The 17,290-nt window shown below is 45.7% G+C and carries 21 protein-coding genes; 5 read left to right on the forward strand and 16 right to left on the reverse strand.

The genetic code is table 11. The features are described from left to right. From QTO00_RS06900 to QTO00_RS06970, 15 genes are all read right to left on the reverse strand, one after another. Positions 1-225: ApeP family dehydratase (locus tag QTO00_RS06900; RefSeq protein ID WP_443088903.1), on the reverse strand; the 225-nt coding region annotated here is incomplete at its 3' end. Then, positions 218-1,405 (reverse strand): beta-ketoacyl-[acyl-carrier-protein] synthase family protein, encoded by a 1,188-nt coding sequence (locus tag QTO00_RS06905; RefSeq protein WP_331423870.1) that lies wholly within the window; start codon positions 1,403-1,405, stop codon positions 218-220. The genes QTO00_RS06905 and QTO00_RS06900, both read right to left, overlap by 8 nt. Before the next feature lie 21 nt (positions 1,406-1,426). Then, a complete protein-coding gene (locus QTO00_RS06910; protein ID WP_038201884.1) occupies positions 1,427-2,038 on the reverse strand; it encodes a DUF3261 domain-containing protein in 612 nt (203 codons plus the stop codon). After that, positions 2,035-4,380 carry an MMPL family transporter gene (locus tag QTO00_RS06915; protein WP_331423872.1) on the reverse strand — a complete coding sequence of 782 codons (2,346 nt, stop codon included), beginning with the start codon at positions 4,378-4,380 and terminating at the stop codon, positions 2,035-2,037. The genes QTO00_RS06910 and QTO00_RS06915 overlap by 4 nt, the downstream gene beginning before the upstream one ends. Continuing rightward, a complete protein-coding gene (locus QTO00_RS06920; RefSeq protein ID WP_331423874.1) occupies positions 4,352-4,960 on the reverse strand; it encodes a LolA family protein in 609 nt (202 codons plus the stop codon). The genes QTO00_RS06915 and QTO00_RS06920 overlap by 29 nt, the downstream gene beginning before the upstream one ends. Continuing rightward, positions 4,957-5,406 (reverse strand): acyl-CoA thioesterase, encoded by a 450-nt coding sequence (locus QTO00_RS06925; RefSeq protein WP_331423876.1) that lies wholly within the window; start codon positions 5,404-5,406, stop codon positions 4,957-4,959. Before QTO00_RS06925 ends, QTO00_RS06920 begins: the two co-directional genes overlap by 4 nt. Next, on the reverse strand, positions 5,406-6,959 hold the full coding sequence (locus QTO00_RS06930; RefSeq protein WP_331423878.1) for an HAL/PAL/TAL family ammonia-lyase: 1,554 nt from the start codon (positions 6,957-6,959) through the stop codon (positions 5,406-5,408). Before QTO00_RS06930 ends, QTO00_RS06925 begins: the two co-directional genes overlap by 1 nt. Continuing rightward, entirely contained in the window at positions 6,940-8,661 is a 1,722-nt protein-coding gene (locus QTO00_RS06935; protein ID WP_331423879.1) for a glycosyltransferase family 2 protein, read from the reverse strand. Before QTO00_RS06935 ends, QTO00_RS06930 begins: the two co-directional genes overlap by 20 nt. After that, the gene (locus QTO00_RS06940; RefSeq protein WP_331423880.1) at positions 8,654-9,013 is read right to left on the reverse strand and encodes an ApeI family dehydratase; all 360 of its coding nucleotides are present in this window, start codon (positions 9,011-9,013) and stop codon (positions 8,654-8,656) included. The genes QTO00_RS06935 and QTO00_RS06940 overlap by 8 nt, the downstream gene beginning before the upstream one ends. Next, positions 9,006-10,394, reverse strand: coding sequence for an AMP-binding protein (locus QTO00_RS06945; RefSeq protein ID WP_331423881.1), 1,389 nt, complete (start codon positions 10,392-10,394; stop codon positions 9,006-9,008). Before QTO00_RS06945 ends, QTO00_RS06940 begins: the two co-directional genes overlap by 8 nt. Continuing rightward, positions 10,391-10,960, reverse strand: coding sequence for a hypothetical protein (locus tag QTO00_RS06950; RefSeq protein WP_331423883.1), 570 nt, complete (start codon positions 10,958-10,960; stop codon positions 10,391-10,393). The genes QTO00_RS06945 and QTO00_RS06950 overlap by 4 nt, the downstream gene beginning before the upstream one ends. Beyond that, a complete protein-coding gene (locus QTO00_RS06955) occupies positions 10,960-11,217 on the reverse strand; it encodes an acyl carrier protein (protein WP_038201864.1) in 258 nt (85 codons plus the stop codon). Before QTO00_RS06955 ends, QTO00_RS06950 begins: the two co-directional genes overlap by 1 nt. Before the next feature lie 15 nt (positions 11,218-11,232). Further along, entirely contained in the window at positions 11,233-11,472 is a 240-nt protein-coding gene (locus tag QTO00_RS06960; protein ID WP_331423896.1) for a phosphopantetheine-binding protein, read from the reverse strand. Between the two features lie 34 nt (positions 11,473-11,506). Beyond that, a complete protein-coding gene (locus tag QTO00_RS06965; RefSeq protein ID WP_331423886.1) occupies positions 11,507-12,157 on the reverse strand; it encodes a lysophospholipid acyltransferase family protein in 651 nt (216 codons plus the stop codon). Continuing rightward, positions 12,157-12,885 carry a beta-ketoacyl synthase chain length factor gene (locus QTO00_RS06970; protein WP_038201854.1) on the reverse strand — a complete coding sequence of 243 codons (729 nt, stop codon included), beginning with the start codon at positions 12,883-12,885 and terminating at the stop codon, positions 12,157-12,159. The genes QTO00_RS06965 and QTO00_RS06970 overlap by 1 nt, the downstream gene beginning before the upstream one ends. Before the next feature lie 87 nt (positions 12,886-12,972). Here QTO00_RS06970 and QTO00_RS06975 point away from each other — a divergent pair, with 87 nt between their 5' ends. The 4 genes from QTO00_RS06975 to QTO00_RS06990 all read left to right on the forward strand — a co-directional run bounded on the left by QTO00_RS06975 (position 12,973) and on the right by QTO00_RS06990 (position 16,115). Further along, a complete protein-coding gene (locus tag QTO00_RS06975) occupies positions 12,973-13,365 on the forward strand; it encodes a hypothetical protein (RefSeq protein ID WP_038201851.1) in 393 nt (130 codons plus the stop codon). 85 nt (positions 13,366-13,450) lie between these two features. After that, positions 13,451-14,461, forward strand: a complete 1,011-nt coding sequence (locus QTO00_RS06980) for a methyltransferase (protein WP_443088904.1) — start codon at positions 13,451-13,453, stop codon at positions 14,459-14,461. A 31-nt stretch (positions 14,462-14,492) separates the two neighbouring features. Further along, complete coding sequence (locus QTO00_RS06985) at positions 14,493-15,740, forward strand: NAD(P)/FAD-dependent oxidoreductase (RefSeq protein ID WP_331423889.1); 1,248 nt, start codon at positions 14,493-14,495, stop codon at positions 15,738-15,740. 123 nt (positions 15,741-15,863) lie between these two features. Further along, positions 15,864-16,115 carry a DUF3081 domain-containing protein gene (locus tag QTO00_RS06990; protein WP_038201842.1) on the forward strand — a complete coding sequence of 84 codons (252 nt, stop codon included), beginning with the start codon at positions 15,864-15,866 and terminating at the stop codon, positions 16,113-16,115. A 51-nt stretch (positions 16,116-16,166) separates the two neighbouring features. Here QTO00_RS06990 and QTO00_RS06995 read toward each other — a convergent pair whose 3' ends face one another. After that, positions 16,167-16,529 (reverse strand): DUF413 domain-containing protein, encoded by a 363-nt coding sequence (locus tag QTO00_RS06995; protein WP_331423892.1) that lies wholly within the window; start codon positions 16,527-16,529, stop codon positions 16,167-16,169. A gap of 262 nt (positions 16,530-16,791) precedes the next feature. Between QTO00_RS06995 and QTO00_RS07000 the strand changes: the two genes are divergently transcribed. Then, on the forward strand, positions 16,792-17,290 hold a 499-nt coding region (locus QTO00_RS07000), incomplete at its 3' end, for a LysR family transcriptional regulator (protein ID WP_331423894.1).

A 17,290-nucleotide genomic window follows, 5' to 3' on the forward strand; every position in this document is an offset into this window, starting at 1 on the left:
GTTCTGCATAGCATGATAGCCAGACCAAGCCGCAACAGATTGAGCCATAAACTCAATCCCGACGTAAGCAGGAATGGTTTGAGACTCCGGATTAAAAAATGGATTTTTGTCACCGATATCAACCTGACAGTGAATAGCGTTTTTCTGAATGTCTAGCGCACGATCGATAAGTATCATGGGCTCATCATGGGGCAATAGCTGCCCAATTAAAGGGTAGTTAGTCATGGGGAAAACCAAAAATTAGACTAATGTTGTTACCACCGAAGGCAAAAGAGTTGCTTAAAATGGCTTTGCCGTGCAACTTCGTTGTTGTTTCCACGAGTGACACTTCGATGTCTTGCGCTTTGTTTTGGCAGCCTTGAATAGGTAGTGGTAAATCGTATTTTAATATGTGCCAAGCGATTGCTGCTTCGGTTGCGCTCGCAGCACCCAGCGTATGGCCTGTCAGTGGCTTGGTTGAGCTGACTGGAACTTGGTCTTGGAATAGGCGATAAATGGCCTTGCTTTCCATGCTGTCGTTGAGGGGGGTCGCTGTTCCATGGGCGTTGACATAGCCAATATCTTCGCTAGTCAGCCCAGCATCATCAAGCGCCTTTTGCATCGCTTGCTCTGCACCGTTACCCTCAGGCTGTGGCGCAGAAATATGGTGAGCATCAGAGCTATCACCTGCGCCAAGTAGAGCGATATCTGTTGGGTTTTTGCTTAGTAGCATTAACGCGGCAGATTCACCAATATTAATACCTTCGCGTGATTCACTAAAAGGTTGACAAAGCGTATTCGATAGCGCTTCCAATCCGTTAAAGCCATTTAGGGTGAGACGACAAATAGTGTCGACACCGCCGACGATCACTGCGTCAGCCATCCCACTACGTAGAAGTCGCTGTGCAGTAATAAATACACGGCCACTGGAAGAGCAAGCCGTAGAGATGGAGTAGCAAGGCCCAGTTAAACCGAAATAGGCGGCAATAAAGTCACTTGGGTTACCAAGTTCTTGCTTACGGTAGTGGAACGATTGAGGGAAGTCACCTTGATTGAGCTTTTCTGTGTAGGCGAGCTCACCATCGGCAATACCGGAAGTACTGGTACCGATAATTACCGCAACGCGGTTAGCGCCAAATTCAGTTATCGCTTTACGTACTGACGCCTCTATCTGTAACGCCGCAGAAAGTGCGAGTTGATTGTTACGGCTGTTAAAACGATTCAAGTGCTGAGGGATCTCAGGAAGCTCCTCTGCTACACGGCCAATAACGGTTGAAGTGCCGGTGTTGAGGATTTGGTCATCGACCACCATATTTGAAACTTTCTGACCGCTCAAACATTGATGGATCTGAGCTGTGTCGTCTCCCATTGCAGAGTGAAAGCCACAGTCTTGAATGAATACTGGTGTTGAAACGTGTGTCGGCATGTTGGCTATCTGTGGTGTTATCTATGTTTTACTAAATTGGAGCGTTTTAATTTTAATTGTATAGTTATCAATTAAATGGTGGAAAATGATCTCTCCAGCTAGCCTGTCTTGATTGCTATATTGGACATCAATAATTTTGTTGTCATTGCTATCGAAAACAGAGCGGGAGTTATAATTTTCAACTATCCGCCACCTTACCTCATTTAACGGGCCTTCCCAAGCAGAAACAGGCCAGAGCGTGATCATTAGGTTGAATAGTACCTGCTCGGGAGCGGGTACCACGCCATCAAGACCAGTTAGTACTTCGGAGGTTATCTTATCATCTTGATAATTAAGGGATAAGATTCGAGTTCCCCAAGATGAAAAACCAGCTAAAACAAGTGTATTGCCGTTAACTTGCAATTGAACAGGTAATTGCTCAACGCGCTGTTTTTTTCCAGTGTCCCAAGTCGCTTCAATGAGCTGGCTTGCATTCAAACCGAAACCCAAGGAAGTAGCCGATGGCAAGTTAACCTGTTGACCCTGAGAAAGCTGAACACTCGGCTTAGCATTTTGCTCGGTTGAGCTACAAGCTGCTATGGCAAGGCTTAGAGTAGCGGCTAACAATGTACGCAAGAGCAGATCTAATCTCATGATTTATCCTTTATCGCCATAGGTGATAGTAGCCAAGCAACAAAAATCCCGCTTAGAACAGTGATGCCAAAACTATGAATGGCGTGAGTTTGGCTAAGTGCCAACAATCCAAATGATAGTAGGGTTGTCATCGCTGATAGCGTAATGGCCAACAAGGTGCTTTGGCTGCCAGCTTTTTCTGCAAAAAACAGTGTGTAGTCAATGCCGATGCCTACGATGAGAATCAGGGCAAGTAAGTTAAATAGATTGAGTGTCGAACCGAGCGCTGAAGCCATAGCCAAACCTGCTGCACAGGCTATCAGGGATGGCATTAGTATGCGCATGGCGTGTTTTAGCCCGTAGCGTTTAAGAAGAATTAGGGTAATGACGCCTAGCGCCGCTATCAACAACTCCATCACCTTCACTCGATATTCTGAGAACAGCGTAGAAACCTCCTCAGCCTTATTAAGATAACTAATATCCGAGTGGGCTATAGCGAAACGTTTAACTTCTGTCGGATGTGTAAGCTCGTTGAGCACGACAGCAGCTGCCACCTGATCATCGATTCGGCCAATGTAGAGAAAACGAATGGGTTCAGAAACGGTGTGCGCAAGGTAGCTGCTAAGTGATACAGGAGCGAAAGCTTGCGACAATTGCGGTGGCTTGGTTAGCGAAAGCGCAGCGGTTAGCTTGTCGCCTTGCTTTTGATATAAGTCGCTAATCAGTTGGTAGTTCTGTTGTTGACGAGCCATTGAGCTAAGGTATTGGCTTAAACTCTGATAGTCATTGATGACGCCATCTTGCTGCCAATCATTTAATGTGGGCGTCAATGCCTCTAAACGCTGCATAAGCGCTTCGTCATTTTCAGCGGTTACTACCAACATTTGTTGTGAAGACTGCATGCCACTTAATTGACTGATAAAGGCTTCTTGTTGCTTTAAGTTATCCGGCATGGCCTGTAGTTGCTTAATATCGTCATCGTAATGAAGATTCGCCAAAGGCACGATAGTGGCCAATACACATGCTAGCGGTAGTCCATACTTAACCGTCGGTTTAGCCCACAGCGATAGCCACTGCTGCCAAATCCAATGACCCGGAAGCGTTCTGTCGTCACTTGGTTTAACTGCTAATACAGGATACCAGGCCACTACGGTAGCGTAGGCGGCAATTAGACCAAATGAGGAGAAAAGCGCCAGTTGTTGTAAGCCGGGAAAAGGTGCGATAAGCATACCTAGGTAGCCAATCAAGCTGGTAACCAGGCCCATGGTGATGGCGACATATATATGTTTGAGACCCTGACGGCTATCCCATTTTTGCCCATCAGCTAAACGTTCGGTGAGGTAGTGGAAAGCGTAATCGATCGACACGCCAATTAAGCTCGCACCAAACACTAAGCTAAACAGGTGTACCGTACCAAATATCCAAGTGGTCATGGCTAAGGCAGAAAGTAGCCCAATGCCGATTGAGAGCAGGGCGAGTGAGAGTGGCACAATACTGCGGAACACACTCACAATTAATACGATCACGCCAAGTAAAGAGAATAACCCTATGGTACTGATTTCGGACTTCGCACTCTCAGTGCCAAACTGAGCGTAAAACAGCACGCCAGTATGCAGTGTATCGGCGTCGAACTGCTGTGAAAGCGATTGCTCAATAGCAAGTACATCTGCTACGCCTTGTTGGGCAGTTAGGCTGTATGGTGAACTGATGAGTGTCGCGGTGACCAACACATATTTGTGCCCTTGGTAGCTTGCCGTTAGGTAGCCTTGGTCAAGGGTAAACGCAGAGCTCTGTTTGGTCAGTTGGGCAAGATAATCACGAAACAGTAAAAAAGGATCACTGCTTAGCTCTTTGCCCGTCACGCCAGAGAACGGATTGTAGAGTGATTGAATCACCTGCTGAACCTGCACCTCTGGTTGAGAGGTTAAGCGTGCACGTTGTTGGTCAGTCAGCTGTTGAAACCTATGTTGGAAATAGTAGGCTGCCCATTGGCTTTGCTGCTGAGAACTGACTCTCCCGGCAACTTGCGAAAATAAGCCTGTTTGAGTTAAGGACTGTTCAAGTTGCTGCGCCGCTCCGAAGGCTTGTTGCTCGGTTGGGGCAGTAACTACGAAAACAACCTTGTCACTTAAGTTGCTAGAGATAGACTCAAATGCTTGCTCGGCGACAGGGTCTTGCTGATTAACGGGCAACAGTTTGAGGATATTGGTTTCAATTGGCGATTGCGCCGACCAGATCCACTGCTTAGCTAGCATGGCAAGAAATAGTAGCACTAGTCCTAACCATGCGAAGGCGATCTTTTTTGTTGTTGGTATACTCAACACACTGGAGAGATTAGAAACTGAACTGCGCTTTTTCAGCATCGTTTAAGCTCTCAGGCTGGTGGGTTTGATTTGAAAAAAGAATTTCAGTTTTATCACCACGAACTTCTTGTAGTGTTAGGCCATCAATATCTTCATTACCGAAAAGAGTAATGGTTTCAAATACGGCATTGAGCGGCGCTTGTTTTGGGACGAGCTCGATTGTCCACTGCTCAGCACTGGTATCAAACTCTATCTCGAACTGTTCTTTCAGCGCGTCAGTGTCACCATGAAAAACCGCCAAGAAAACGTGGCTAAAGTAGAACGCCATAGGGTTGTCTTTTGCGGTGATCACTTGTGGCACTTGTCCAGCGAAGGTTTGGCGTAGTTTGTCTTCGGTAAGAACAAGGTTAACCGGGAATGGTGTGGTTTGGTGCCAAAGCAGGCCCATTTGCTTGCTAAGTGTGAAGCTACCTTGTGAACTTAGCGGTTCGGCAAACATTTCGATATGGCGAAGTTGAGTGAAGTCGCCACGCACAATAGCGTGCTGAGCAAGTTGCTTCTGCAGAGATTCCAAGTCAGTAACGCTTGCCTGACAGAAAGGAGATAGCGCCACTAGCGCCAGCATCAACCACTTTTTCATTCAGCTAGGTTCCCATATTGATGCCAATGCTCCACTTTATCGGTGAAGACTTTTGGCGAAGCAAAACACATCTCTTCTGATTCTATTGCCACCGCTACTTGCATGGTGTGACCTTTACACATTCTTTTGCCTGTTTGAGCATCATAAATCACGTAGTCAACACGTAGGCGGTTTTCCCACTCTGTCAGCTTAGCTGTCACGCGGATCGTGTGATTGAACGGGATCGCTTTGACGTATTTTACCTGAGTACCAATGATCGGCCACATGTAGCCAGAGTCATTCATGGCTAGGTAGCCATAATTGATTTTATCCATCATCACACGCCTAGCTTCCTCAAAGTAACGGAAGTAGTTGCCATGATAGATAACACCCATAGGATCAGCGTCTTGGAAGGAGGTGACAATAGTCACCTCAGATTCGAGCGGAAATTGAATCTCGTGATCCATTATGCCTCCGCGTACAACGACCAGTGGCGCTGCTGGATACGTTCAATAAAGTGGCGTAAATCTTTTTCTAGTGGGCGATCTTCTGCAACAAAATCGAACTCGCGAAGTACTGCGTCGCGAATCATTTTAAGATTGTCGCTCATATGGTGTTCATCGAGTTCATTGTGGCGACGACGAATCTCCAACGCTTGAACACTGGCGAGTAGTGATGCCGCAGCAACTTGCTCAGTAAGTTCTAGTACACGGATACAGTCGCGCGCTGCGATGGTGCCCATGCTGACCTTATCTTGGTTATGGCACTCTGTAGAGCGAGAGAAAACACTCGCTGGCATGGTGTGTTTTAGCGCTTCTGCTGTCCAGGCAGAAATACCAATTTGCACCGCTTTAAAGCCGTGGTTGATCGGCTTACGTTCGCCTTCCGCACCCGTCAAGTTAAATGGTAAACCGTTGTTGAACTTGTAATCCATTAGCTGGGCCATTTGGCGATCCAGTAGGTCAGCTAGGTTTGCGATACCGGTTTTCAGCGTATCCATTGCCATTGCGATATGGCCGCCATAGAAGTGACCACCGTGTAGAACGCGCTCGTTGTCGCCGTCAATAATTGGGTTGTCGTTGGCGCTGTTGAGTTCGTTTTCAATCATTGAACGCAGCCAAGGTAGAGAGTCTTGTACAACACCAATCACATGTGGCGCGCAGCGTAGCGAATAGCGATCTTGTAAGCGATCACTGTTGCGCGGTGGGCGATCGGCTTTTAGATCGTCGCGTAACCATGCCGCTACTTGCTGTTGACCCGGGTGAGGTTTCACAGCGAATAGCGCTTCATCGAAGTGGAAGTCGTTGCCGTGCATGCCAACAGAAACCATCGCCGTGATCTTGGTGCATAGCTGAGCTAGGTACTCAGCACGTTTGTAAGCCAAGCAAGCCAATGCGGTCATTACCGAGGTGCCATTCATTAGCGCTAAACCTTCTTTCGGCTTAAGCTGAATTGGGTCGATGCCTAGCTCGGCATAAACGTCAGCAGTTGGTCGCACTTCGCCTTTGTACAGCACATCACGCTCACCAATTAACGCCGCGGCTAAGTATGAGAGAGGCGTTAAATCACCACTGGCACCGACGGATCCCTCTTGAGGAATGCGCGGAGCGATATCTTGGTTAATTAAGGTGACGATTTGGTTGAGCAGGTCGTGAGTCACGCCAGATACGCCTTGTGCTAATGAACATAAACGTGTGGCTAGAACGGCTCTTGCCTGTTCGTGGCTTAAAATCTCTCCAAGGCCACAGCCGTGAAAGCGAGTGAGGTGGAGTGGCAGTTCATCCACTAAATTTGGTGGAATCGCAACGGTACAGGAGTCTCCGTAACCGGTCGTTACACCATAAATCACGCCTTCTTCTTTCAACAGACGTTCTAGAAACGCAACACCGCGGTCGATCTTGGCGTTAAACTCTGCAGATTGGTTGAGGCTGGCATTGGCACCTTGTGCAATGGCTACCACATCTTCTATTGTCAGCGCCTGCGCGCCAAACTGAACGGTGTTATTTGTTTGCGTCGTCATCTTGTTGATTACTTAATGTCCAAAAATTGAAAAAATTATACCACTGCAGTGGGTTTTGCAATGTGTAGTGCTGCAGACGGTTGGCATAGTCCTGCACCACTTGTTGTAATGCTTGTTGGCGCTCTTTACGAGGGAGAGCAATTTTGTTGCTAAAGTGTTCGAAATAGACGTTAAAGTGAGGCTTTTCACTAGAATCGTCTCTTAGACCAAACAGGAGGTAAACTGGAGCTTTTAGCACCGATGCGAGCATAAATGGCCCTTGCGGGAATGGCGCGGGTTTACCTAAGAAGTCTGCCCATACCGAGCGAGCCTCTTTGCTGGTGGAGGTGCGGTCACCGACAATCACTACCCATTCACCTTGCTCGATTTTCTGCTGCAGTAAGATCGCGGTATCTGGCCCCATTGAACTCACTTGAATCAGGTTCAACTCGGAATTTGGATTGACCGCTTTCATTACTGTGTTAAAACGTTCAGCGTGCTCGGTAAAGACTAAGGCGTTGATTTTCACATGGGCATGACGTCGGCTAAGTGCACGGCATAGCTCTATATTACCTAAGTGTGAACCTAGGATAAGTACACCTTGATTGTCTTCTGCCATCGCTTCAAAGTGCTCTTGACCATGAATGGTGAGGTTGTCGACATTGAAATCGCCTTTCCAAGCGGCAAGTTTATCGAGCATGGTATGGCCAAACGAAAGCAGGTGCTGATAACTATTGAGATCGCCGGGTAGTGAGATCGATTGTTGCTTAGCATAACTTTGCAATTGCGCTAAATAGACTTCGGATGCGCGTTTAGCGTCTTTACTGGTTAAGTGGTAATAGCGCATCACCAACTGGAGGATAAGGTTAAACACCTTGCGTCCGAGTAGACTGTAAATTGTCAGCAGTAGTTTGATACCAAGGATAGTGCCTTGCTCTTGCCTTTTCGACCAATGAGTCTCTTTACATTCCGAACTACGATGGCGGTGGCGGGTAATTAGGCTCGGGATTCTTGGCAACATAGAGAAAAACAGTCGCGTGTGCATCCAACTGATCTTTACGTTATCCCACAGAGCATCGAAATGGGAGATCCCACCTTCCGGATAGATGACTCTGGTTTCAACAAAGTCTATCTCTACGCCTTCCCAATACATACGCACAAGGATTTCGATATCAAAATCCATTCGGGTGCCGATATCGTACTTGTTAAGTACGCTAACGGTTTTTTCTACAGGGTAGGCGCGAAATCCACACATACTGTCTTTAATGGCGAAAGAGAGAGTTTCAATCCAGACCCAAATATGAGTGGCGTATCGACCGTATAGTCGAGACTTAGGCACGCTTTCATCATAAACCGGCTGACCGGAAATTAGATGGTTAGGTTGCGCTTTAGACTTAGCCAGTAAATTTGGTAAGGCTTCAATGTCGTGCTGACCGTCAGCGTCAATCTGCACTACATGACTGTATCCAAGCTCATTCGCTTTACGGATACCCGCCATCACGGCGCCACCTTTGCCGGAGTTTTCTGCTAGCGTTACTAAAGTAATGTTTTCTTGCTGTGCAACCTGAGTCAACGCCTGTTTAGTTTCGTCATTGCTGCCGTCATCTACTATGATAAAAGGGAGTAAAAATGGGTCGAGAGATGACACCACAGCGGCAATTGTGCTGCCGTGGTTATAGCAAGGGATCAGGAAGCAAGGTTGGTATTTTTCCACGCTACTCACCGAGTTTCATCTTCCCAGATGAGTGAATCACTAACCTATCGCCTTGTTGGGAACTGTATTTGAAGGTGAGTTTTTGTTTCTCTTCGTCCCAGTTCAAGGCAAGGTTTACTCGCATATCTGGAAGGATAGGCTCTTGAAACTTGATCACTTCCATACCTTTAAATGTCGGCGGGATATGCAAATATTCAATGGCGTAGAACAGTGCCCAGTCAATTTGACTAACGCCCGGAAGAAGCGGGAAGTGAGTAAAGTGACCACGAAAATCCAATATGTCAGCGTCAACCTGCATAGTGATGGTCGAGGCTGTTTGATTGGTTTCTACATTTAAAATCGTTGGTTTTCTTTTATCCATGCTCTTCATCTTGGAATAATTTTTCTATTTCAGCGACTTGTCGCTTACCTTGACTATTGAGAGGTATCTCACTCACTAGACGGTATTTTCTTGGAATCGCGATAGGCTCAAGCCAAGCACGTAAGCTCTTCCGTAATGCTAACCAAAATTTCCCTTTGCCAAGTTGTTCTATCTGTTGTTGTCCGTTGTTGCTAAGGACAATAACTGCGCATAGTGCCAAACGGCTGCCATCCTGGATAGGGATAACCGCGCTCTCTTCGATCCAATCGAGTTGTTCCAAGCGCTTCTCAACTTCAACCAGTGAAATTCGCTTTTCTTCAATTTTCACTACTCGATCGGTTCTGCCCTTCAAATCGAAGCTTACTTTATCATGGAAATAGCATTCATCGGCAGTTTGATACCATTCATCCCCTGCGATATGACACGCACGTAGGCGCAGACAGTGTTCGCTATTAAGTTCAGCTTCCACGCCCGGAAATAGGCGCCAAGGGGTCGTTGCACTCTGCTGTTGACGATAAGCGATACCGCCAGTCTCTGTACTGCCAAATACTTCAATTGGCAGATGAGAAAAGAGATTCAAACTATGATTAGCCGCACTAGATGGCAGAGGGCCTCCTGATGAGAAAACACAACGTAGGGGTGCACTTTGGTGCTCATCACTTAGGCGTTTTAGAAGCGCTGGGCTACTGATTAATACTGTGTCGTTGTCGGCGTGCTGGACCACTTGCTCGGGAAACTCTAAATTCTGCGCTGCAAATGGTCTACCTGCGCAAAGGGGCCAAAGCAGACGGAACAGTAGGCCATAGATATGCTGGTGGGATACTGTACTCTCAATACGTACCCCTGCGAGTTGCTCTCCCCACAGCGATTCAAGAATCGCCACCTCAGTATCGAGCTGTGTTAGCGTTTTATTGATTGCTTTGGCTTTGCCACTTGATCCAGAGGTAAACAGGGTAACAGTAATCTGGTCTAGCGGTAGCGATTCGAAGCTAAGCTTCTTCGACTGACGAGGTTGGTTAGGCTCTATGTTTAGTGTGGTGAGTTGCGGTACAACGGCGACGTCGTCATCATGGATGACAAGGTCGAAATGTTCACTAAGCTCAAGTACCGCTTGTGGTTGATAATTACCCGGCAGGATGATCTGCTTGCGCGCATAACACGCAGCGATGAAACCGATAGCGAACCAGTAACTATCACCAAAACAGAGTGCAACTCTTTTCGCTGGGTGCTGCTCTAACTGCTGAGTAAACTGAGCGACATGGCACTGAAACTCACCCCATGTGGTGACTTTGCTGTGAGTAAACGCCACGGGCGCAGTGTCAGAGCGTGGCGCACCCATTAAGTCGGTAAATGAAGAAAAGTTAGCCGATGCTAGGTTCATTTGCTCTGGTGATCCTTACGAATGATTTGGCGTACAATCCACTCGACAGCAAACAGACTGCCCGCGAGAATGTAGCTGATAAGGCCGTTATACAAGGTCCAGATCTCTAGGGGCTGGAAACAGGTATAAAGTGCAATCAGGCCATTAGCAATAAAGAATAAACACCATGTTATGGTGACCTTACGAGTGTAATCAACGCCGCTCTTAGGTAAATCTGGCTCTTGGAGACGAGCTAATCGCTCTATAATAGTTTGTGGTTGTTTTAGGCTTGAGGCGAACACTGCCAACATGCAGACGTTGACGACGACAGGGTAAAACGTCAGCCAACCGTGCTGCCTAAAAATGATGCCCAAACCGACTAAAGAGATACCTGTGATTGCAGATACTTGAGCGACGTATTTTAGCTCTTTCAGCTTAGTACGCTGTGCAAACAGCAGACGCATTCCCAAGGCGGCGATCAGTAGAATCCCCACCAAGGAAAGGCCGAATTTATCGATGCCGAAATAAACGGCGAATGGATAAGCGAGCAGGACAACTGCGGACAGGGCTGTCAGCAATTGGCGCATTAGGCTTCCTTAAGAAGCTCTGCAACTGCGCTAACCACGTCGTCAACAGTGCGAACCGCGCTGAATTCTTCGGGTTTGATTTTCTTGCCAGTAACGTTTTGTAGGTGAACCACGAGGTCAACCGCATCGATACTGTCTAAATCAAGGTCTTGATATAAGTGTGCTTCAGGTACGATATCCGCAGCGTCAATCTCAAATAATTCTTCAAGTGCATCCTTAACTTGAGCGAATACCTGTTCTTTATTTACATCTGTCATGGGTGTACCTACGGATTATTCACTGACCTGCGAAGCAATATACTTCGCTAAATTGCTCACTGACGCAAAGTGCTCTCGAGTATTTGAATCATCTGCATCGATCACAATGTTGTACTTCTTTTTGATCGCTAAACCGAGTTCTAATGCGTCGATCGAATCTAGACCTAAGCCGTCACCAAAAAGTGGCGCATCTGTCTCAATATCGTCAATAGTCAAATCTTCTAGATTTAGTGCATCAATTATAAGTTGTTTTATTTAGTTGTGTAGTTTTTCCACTGTAGCCTACTTGTCATTGTACATTTTCTGGAAAGATCGTCTCTGATAGATGCTGCTGCAAACGGCGAGCGGCAATCGTTGGAGACGTAGTTTGCTCTATAAAAGGTTTAACCTCAACTTTATCCTTAACTTCTACAAGGAAAAAAGGCTTAATTGGAGGTACTTGATACCACTTTTTCTCTTTTGTGAGAAAGCTTGGAGAAACGGTGATGTGTATAACGCGCAAATCTCGCTCAGTCCGGACTGGATCATCTGGCGTTTCATTCGGGATATACCCCGCAGCTTTGACAATATGCTTCATAAACGGGTTGGCCCAAATAGCCGATTTGACCAAACAGTCGCAGCGCTCTAATTGTGATGCGATGAGCACATAATCAATTAGACTTGGGTGATTAGCGACAATCAGGCAATTGGTATCTTGCTTTAATTTTTCGGCACCGACTATTTTGTAATCGATGGCCCCGGTGAACTTCATTAATTTGCAAAATGCATTAAACGAACGCTGTATTGCATTTTGAACTCGATATTCTCGAGCTATTTTATTTTTAGTAAAAACACGAGTAGCCGGAACAACAATAAAGCTTAAGGTTAATCCACCTAAGCCAAATACCAAGAAACAGAATCCGGTTGCGAAAACACGCCAATATCGATCCAACGTTTTCATTATTTTCTTTGCCACAACCATGTTTGCCGAGGAGATTCTATATGCCAATGGTTTTCATTAGATAGAAATTGGCGGATAAATTCCAGTCCTTGTGGGCGTGTTTCGGCTGATGTCTCTTTAGTGGCTTGCGAGGTGATTAAATAATCATCACCGGATGAAATAATCAAGCCAATTGCGTAGGTTTGATACTGTTGGTCTTCATATTGTTCGTACGCTTGTGGTAGCGGTTGATCGAAGTCAATCACCAACACTTTATGTTCTGGATTCGCGTTTAAGTAAAGCCAGGCTTCAATAATAGCACTCTGGAAGGTGTTCCCGGATGCCGCGATAGAGGTGACAGGGATCGGCTTTTTCGCTGCGATTGTCGCTAAACCAGCTGCGGTGTTGTGTACTGATTGAGAAAAAGCCATCGGCGAGGCCTCTTCGCCTTTTAAAATAGCATCAATTAGCGCTACACTGCGATGCAGTTCACCGTGACGGCTAGCAAATACTAGGTAATCGGCGTGATGTTGTTCGAGAAGTTCAAGTGTGGTTTGTACCGCTACTTTGCTCAAATTGCTCATTCGACGACGCATCATTGCGGGGATTGCAGATGTGACTAGCTTGCTTTCCGTGGGCCACTGTAAGTTATCTGACCAGCTTTTCCAGCACTCAGGTGAAGACAGTCCGTTGGAGTGTGCACACCATGCGTCAATATTTAATGAGATGTTGATATCTGATTTATGCATAAGAGATTGAATTGTTGGTTTTACAGATAAATACTAGTGAGGTGAACAAAATCCAGAATATTAAACACTTACAAAGGAACTTTTAATATGTCACCATTTAAGTTATTCAGTTCAGTCTTGCTAGCTTTATTACTCGTAGGTTGTGGTCGTGTTCAGCCGATTATGGAAGTTGAGGATACTCCAGTTGGTTACAATCTTCAAAGTAAACAAGTGAAGATGGCTATTATGCAAGCGGCAACAGAACGTGGTTGGGTTGTCGATCAAACAAATGAGAATGAATTACACGCTAAGTTGCTTGTTCGCTCGCACTCTGCAGAAATAAAAATTCCATATAACGATAAGTTTTACTCGATCCTTTATCTTAGCTCAGAAAATTTAAGAGAGAGTGGTGGTAAAATTCATCGCAATTACAATCGTTGGATTAACAATTTAAATGTCGACATTAAGCGTAACCTAGCGCTTATGGCTTCAGCACAATAATTTTTTATTTAATACAGTTAGGTTTTTCGTGGTACAAGAAAATAAAGATCCGTTTAACGCTCTAGAGGCGAAAACGCAAGCGCAAATGCTTTCATTTGCTCCTATAGTGTTTCATACGGCACGCACTTTACGTGATTTAGGTATTTTAGCGGCGTTAGATAAAGCCGGAGAAAAGGGCTTAAATGCTGTAGAAATTGCTCAGCAAACCGAGGTTTCTGAGTATGGCGTTAAGGTGTTGTTAGATATGGCAATTAGCGCCAATATCGTGTTGTGGGAAAAACCTAACTATTCTCTTGCCAATTTAGGCTTCTTTTTGCTTCATGATGGCATGACCAATGCCAATATGGACTTCACTGCTGACGTTTGTTACGCGGCGATGATGCACTTAACGGAAGCGATTGTTGAAGGTAAACCTTCTGGTTTGAAAGAGCTAGGCGATTGGGAAACGATTTACCAAGGCTTATCTAGGCTGCCGGAAAAAGCCAAAGAGAGCTGGTTTAAGTTTGACCACTTCTACTCCGATCGCTCTTTCCCGATTCTTCTCGAACAGGTGTTTAAGAATCAGCCGAAGAAAATCGTTGATATTGGCGGCAACACGGGTAAATGGGCAATGCAATGTTGTAAGCACAACGCAGCAGTCGACATTACCATTGTCGACTTGCCTCAACAGCTAGAAATGGCGATGAAAAACGCCAGTGATCATGGCTTCGCTGACCGAGTTCACCCATTCCCTGCCAACATGCTCGATAAACAACAACCATTGCCTGAAAGCGCCGATATTTGGTGGATGAGCCAATTCTTGGACTGCTTCTCTCCAATGGAGATTTTAACTATCCTCAAGAAGGTAAAAGGGCAATTGCGCGAAGGCGACTCTGTCTATATTCTTGAGCTATTCTGGGATGCGCAGAAGTACGATGCGGCATCTTACAGCTTGAATGCAACGTCTCTCTACTTTACATGTTTGGCCAATGGTAATAGCCGTTTCTATCGCAGTGATGACTTCTTGGAAATCATTGAAGAAGCGGGCTTAGTGGTGGAAGAGAGAACCGATAATATTGGTCTAGGTCATACCCTACTTAAACTAAAAGCAGTGTAATGCAGAGAGGCCTTAACATGGTCCTCGAACTATGAAAAGAGACTCTACTCAGGTAGTTGTTATTGGAGCCGGTCCGTCCGGCTCAATTGCTTCCGCTCTTTTAAAAGCGCAAAGTATCGACGTTATCGTTATTGAAAAAGCGCAATTTCCACGATTTTCCATCGGTGAAAGCTTACTGCCTGCTTGTATGGAGGTGGTTGAACAGGCGGGTATGCTTGATGCGGTCACTCAATATGGTTTCCAATACAAAGATGGCGCAGCGTTTCGTCGCAATGGTGTATACACCCACTACGATTTTACCGATAAGTTTAGCCCAGGACCGGGAACAACCTTCCAGGTTCAGCGCGCTAGCTTTGATAAAGTGTTAGCTGACAGCGCTGCCGAGCAAGGGGTAGAAATTCGCTACCAACATCAACTCACCGCCCTAGAGTTTATGGGTTCTCGCTCATTGTTGACGGTTAACGATCCGTGTGGAGAACATTACCAAATTGAAGCGGACTTTGTGCTTGATGCCAGTGGATTTGGCCGAGTGTTACCAAGAATGCTCGACCTTGAACAACCCTCTAGTTTACCACCTCGTAAAGCGATCTTTACTCATATTGTTGATAACATTGATGAGCAAAGTATCGAGTACGATCGCAGTAAGATTCTGATTTCTGTCCACCCTGACAATCATGACGTTTGGTATTGGTTGATTCCATTCTCAAATGGCGTTTGTTCGTTCGGCATTGTGGGGGACCCCGAGTTTTTTGAGCGTTACCCGCAAGACAAAATAGCGGCGATTAAACAGCTTGCAACTGAGGAAGCCGGTTTGGCTATGCTACTCAAACATGCCGAATATCCTAACCCGGCGGGAGAGCTCGGTGGTTACTCGGCTAATGTCAAACATCTCGCAACTAAACACTACGCACTATTGGGCAATGCGGGCGAGTTTCTCGATCCCGTGTTCTCTTCCGGCGTAACAATCGCGATGAAATCAGCTCAACTTGCTGTAAGTTGCGTTATTAAGCAGTTGAATGGCCATGATGTTGACTGGAAAGAGGAATACTCAAAGCCCTTGATGATAGGCGTGAATACATTCCGCACCTATGTCGAAGGTTGGTACAACGGCAGTTTGCAGGATGTGATTTTTTATCGAAAACCCAACTTGCGTATCAAGCAGATGATCAGCTCTATATTGGCTGGTTACGCTTGGGATCAAAATAACCCTTACGTTAAAAACAGCCAACAGAGATTGAGTACTTTAGCGGAGTTGATCCGCTCAGACAAAAGCGAATAGAGTTTGACTTGGCTCAATGGTCGAGTTGGCGAAAACCTCATTGTTTGCCCATACTTTCTACTGTAAACAACTGTCTATCCAATCTTCCTAGCTTCAAGTTTGGATAGAATCAGGAGGCGGAATATGAAGAATGAACTTGATCCGACCAAAGTTCTCCAAGCTTATGAAACAGTGATGGCGAACGGTTCTCCAACGGAGCATGGCAAAATGTATGAGGGCGTCGAAGCGTTCTCCGATTACGATGGCTACAATGTGTATATGCGAGGCAATGGTGTAGAGCTAAAAATCGGCTTCCACAACACCTATCACCTCGATTATGACCAAGAGCACCTTCGTGACAGTTTTCTCAAAAAGGTCGCTATGTTAGCCAAATGAAAAAAGCCCTGAAGCATACTGCATTCGGGGCTTTTTAATGATTGGGCGGAATTAATCCGTTTCGACTAAGCTTGATTCATCTGAATAATCTTCTGCGTTGTTTGCGTAGTGTTTGGCATGGCCATTGAGAGTATGGAAGCGCTTACGACCACGAGCTAGCTGAACGTATTTCAACCAAACGCGCTCGAGCTTTGACTTCGCTTTACCTGGATGGACGAGTACCTTGACGAAGTGTTTCTCTTCGCTGTTTTCCGGTAACAGTTCGCCAGACTCTAAACCCAACATAGTATCACCATAAAGGGTTAGGATTTCTTCCTCAGCAAGCGTAAAATCTCCAGACTTAGCAAAGCCGCGTGGAAACTTAGTGTTGTCGTAAAAACGTTTTTTGCCATGACGAAATAAAGTGTCTGACATTTTGGTAGCCTCTATTAGTTCTGCAAGGGTAAGTAACACCAATCCGTTTAAATATGTGCTCATCGTTACGCCAAAATCTGAACATCTATTTATCTCGGTTGGTATGAAAATTAGGCGCAAAATGCTTAAATGAAAAACAAATAATTTTTGTCTTAACTATCGAATATTTTAATTAAGTTTAGATAACACTTTAGTGACTGAAAGATGATCAAGAAAATGCAGTATTTGGTAATCTTTCATGCTCATCGGTAGAGGAAATTCAATGGATGTAAAAGTTTTTAGAACGTTTTTAGAGTTAGCCCAAGTTAGGCATTTTGGTAAGGCGGCAGAAAACCTGTACATCACTCAAGCGGCAGTCAGCGCTAGGATCAAACAGCTAGAGAGCTATTTTGACACACAGCTGTTTATTCGAGATAGGAACAATATCAAGCTAACATCAGCAGGCGAACGATTGATTGGCTATGCTGAGGTTATGGTCAATACCCTCCAGCACGCTAAGCTAGAGCTGTCACTTGAGAGTGGAAAAGCATTGCAGTTGACCTTAGGGGGTACGCCTAACGTTTGGGATGCGTATCTGCAAAATGGCTTAAGTTTAGTGACCGATGAATTTGAAGGCTATGGTTTTATGGCCGAAATTATGAGTCGCGAGAGCTTGTCGCGCCAATTGCAAGAGCGAACTCTCGACATGGCGTTTGCCTTTGATCAAATTAAGGCTGATGAACTGCACTGTAAAAAAGTTGCCGATGTGGTGCTGTTTTTGG

It is taken from the genome of Vibrio sp. M260118, from assembly GCF_036533755.1.
GTDB lineage: Bacteria > Pseudomonadota > Gammaproteobacteria > Enterobacterales > Vibrionaceae > Vibrio.

What these genes read in the sequence shown, in the direction of transcription:
- QTO00_RS06905 (WP_331423870.1), bottom strand. Translation starts at nt 1,405, where the DNA reads ATGCCGACACACGTTTCAACACCAGTATTCATTCAAGACTGTGGCTTT.
- QTO00_RS06910 (WP_038201884.1), bottom strand. Translation starts at nt 2,038, where the DNA reads ATGAGATTAGATCTGCTCTTGCGTACATTGTTAGCCGCTACTCTAAGC.
- QTO00_RS06915 (WP_331423872.1), bottom strand. Translation starts at nt 4,380, where the DNA reads ATGCTGAAAAAGCGCAGTTCAGTTTCTAATCTCTCCAGTGTGTTGAGT.
- QTO00_RS06920 (WP_331423874.1), bottom strand. Translation starts at nt 4,960, where the DNA reads ATGAAAAAGTGGTTGATGCTGGCGCTAGTGGCGCTATCTCCTTTCTGT.
- QTO00_RS06925 (WP_331423876.1), bottom strand. Translation starts at nt 5,406, where the DNA reads ATGGATCACGAGATTCAATTTCCGCTCGAATCTGAGGTGACTATTGTC.
- QTO00_RS06930 (WP_331423878.1), bottom strand. Translation starts at nt 6,959, where the DNA reads ATGACGACGCAAACAAATAACACCGTTCAGTTTGGCGCGCAGGCGCTG.
- QTO00_RS06940 (WP_331423880.1), bottom strand. Translation starts at nt 9,013, where the DNA reads ATGGATAAAAGAAAACCAACGATTTTAAATGTAGAAACCAATCAAACA.
- QTO00_RS06945 (WP_331423881.1), bottom strand. Translation starts at nt 10,394, where the DNA reads ATGAACCTAGCATCGGCTAACTTTTCTTCATTTACCGACTTAATGGGT.
- QTO00_RS06950 (WP_331423883.1), bottom strand. Translation starts at nt 10,960, where the DNA reads ATGCGCCAATTGCTGACAGCCCTGTCCGCAGTTGTCCTGCTCGCTTAT.
- QTO00_RS06955 (WP_038201864.1), bottom strand. Translation starts at nt 11,217, where the DNA reads ATGACAGATGTAAATAAAGAACAGGTATTCGCTCAAGTTAAGGATGCA.
- QTO00_RS06965 (WP_331423886.1), bottom strand. Translation starts at nt 12,157, where the DNA reads ATGAAAACGTTGGATCGATATTGGCGTGTTTTCGCAACCGGATTCTGT.
- QTO00_RS06970 (WP_038201854.1), bottom strand. Translation starts at nt 12,885, where the DNA reads ATGCATAAATCAGATATCAACATCTCATTAAATATTGACGCATGGTGT.
- QTO00_RS06975 (WP_038201851.1), top strand. Translation starts at nt 12,973, where the DNA reads ATGTCACCATTTAAGTTATTCAGTTCAGTCTTGCTAGCTTTATTACTC.
- QTO00_RS06980 (WP_443088904.1), top strand. Translation starts at nt 13,451, where the DNA reads ATGCTTTCATTTGCTCCTATAGTGTTTCATACGGCACGCACTTTACGT.
- QTO00_RS06985 (WP_331423889.1), top strand. Translation starts at nt 14,493, where the DNA reads ATGAAAAGAGACTCTACTCAGGTAGTTGTTATTGGAGCCGGTCCGTCC.
- QTO00_RS06990 (WP_038201842.1), top strand. Translation starts at nt 15,864, where the DNA reads ATGAAGAATGAACTTGATCCGACCAAAGTTCTCCAAGCTTATGAAACA.
- QTO00_RS06995 (WP_331423892.1), bottom strand. Translation starts at nt 16,529, where the DNA reads ATGTCAGACACTTTATTTCGTCATGGCAAAAAACGTTTTTACGACAAC.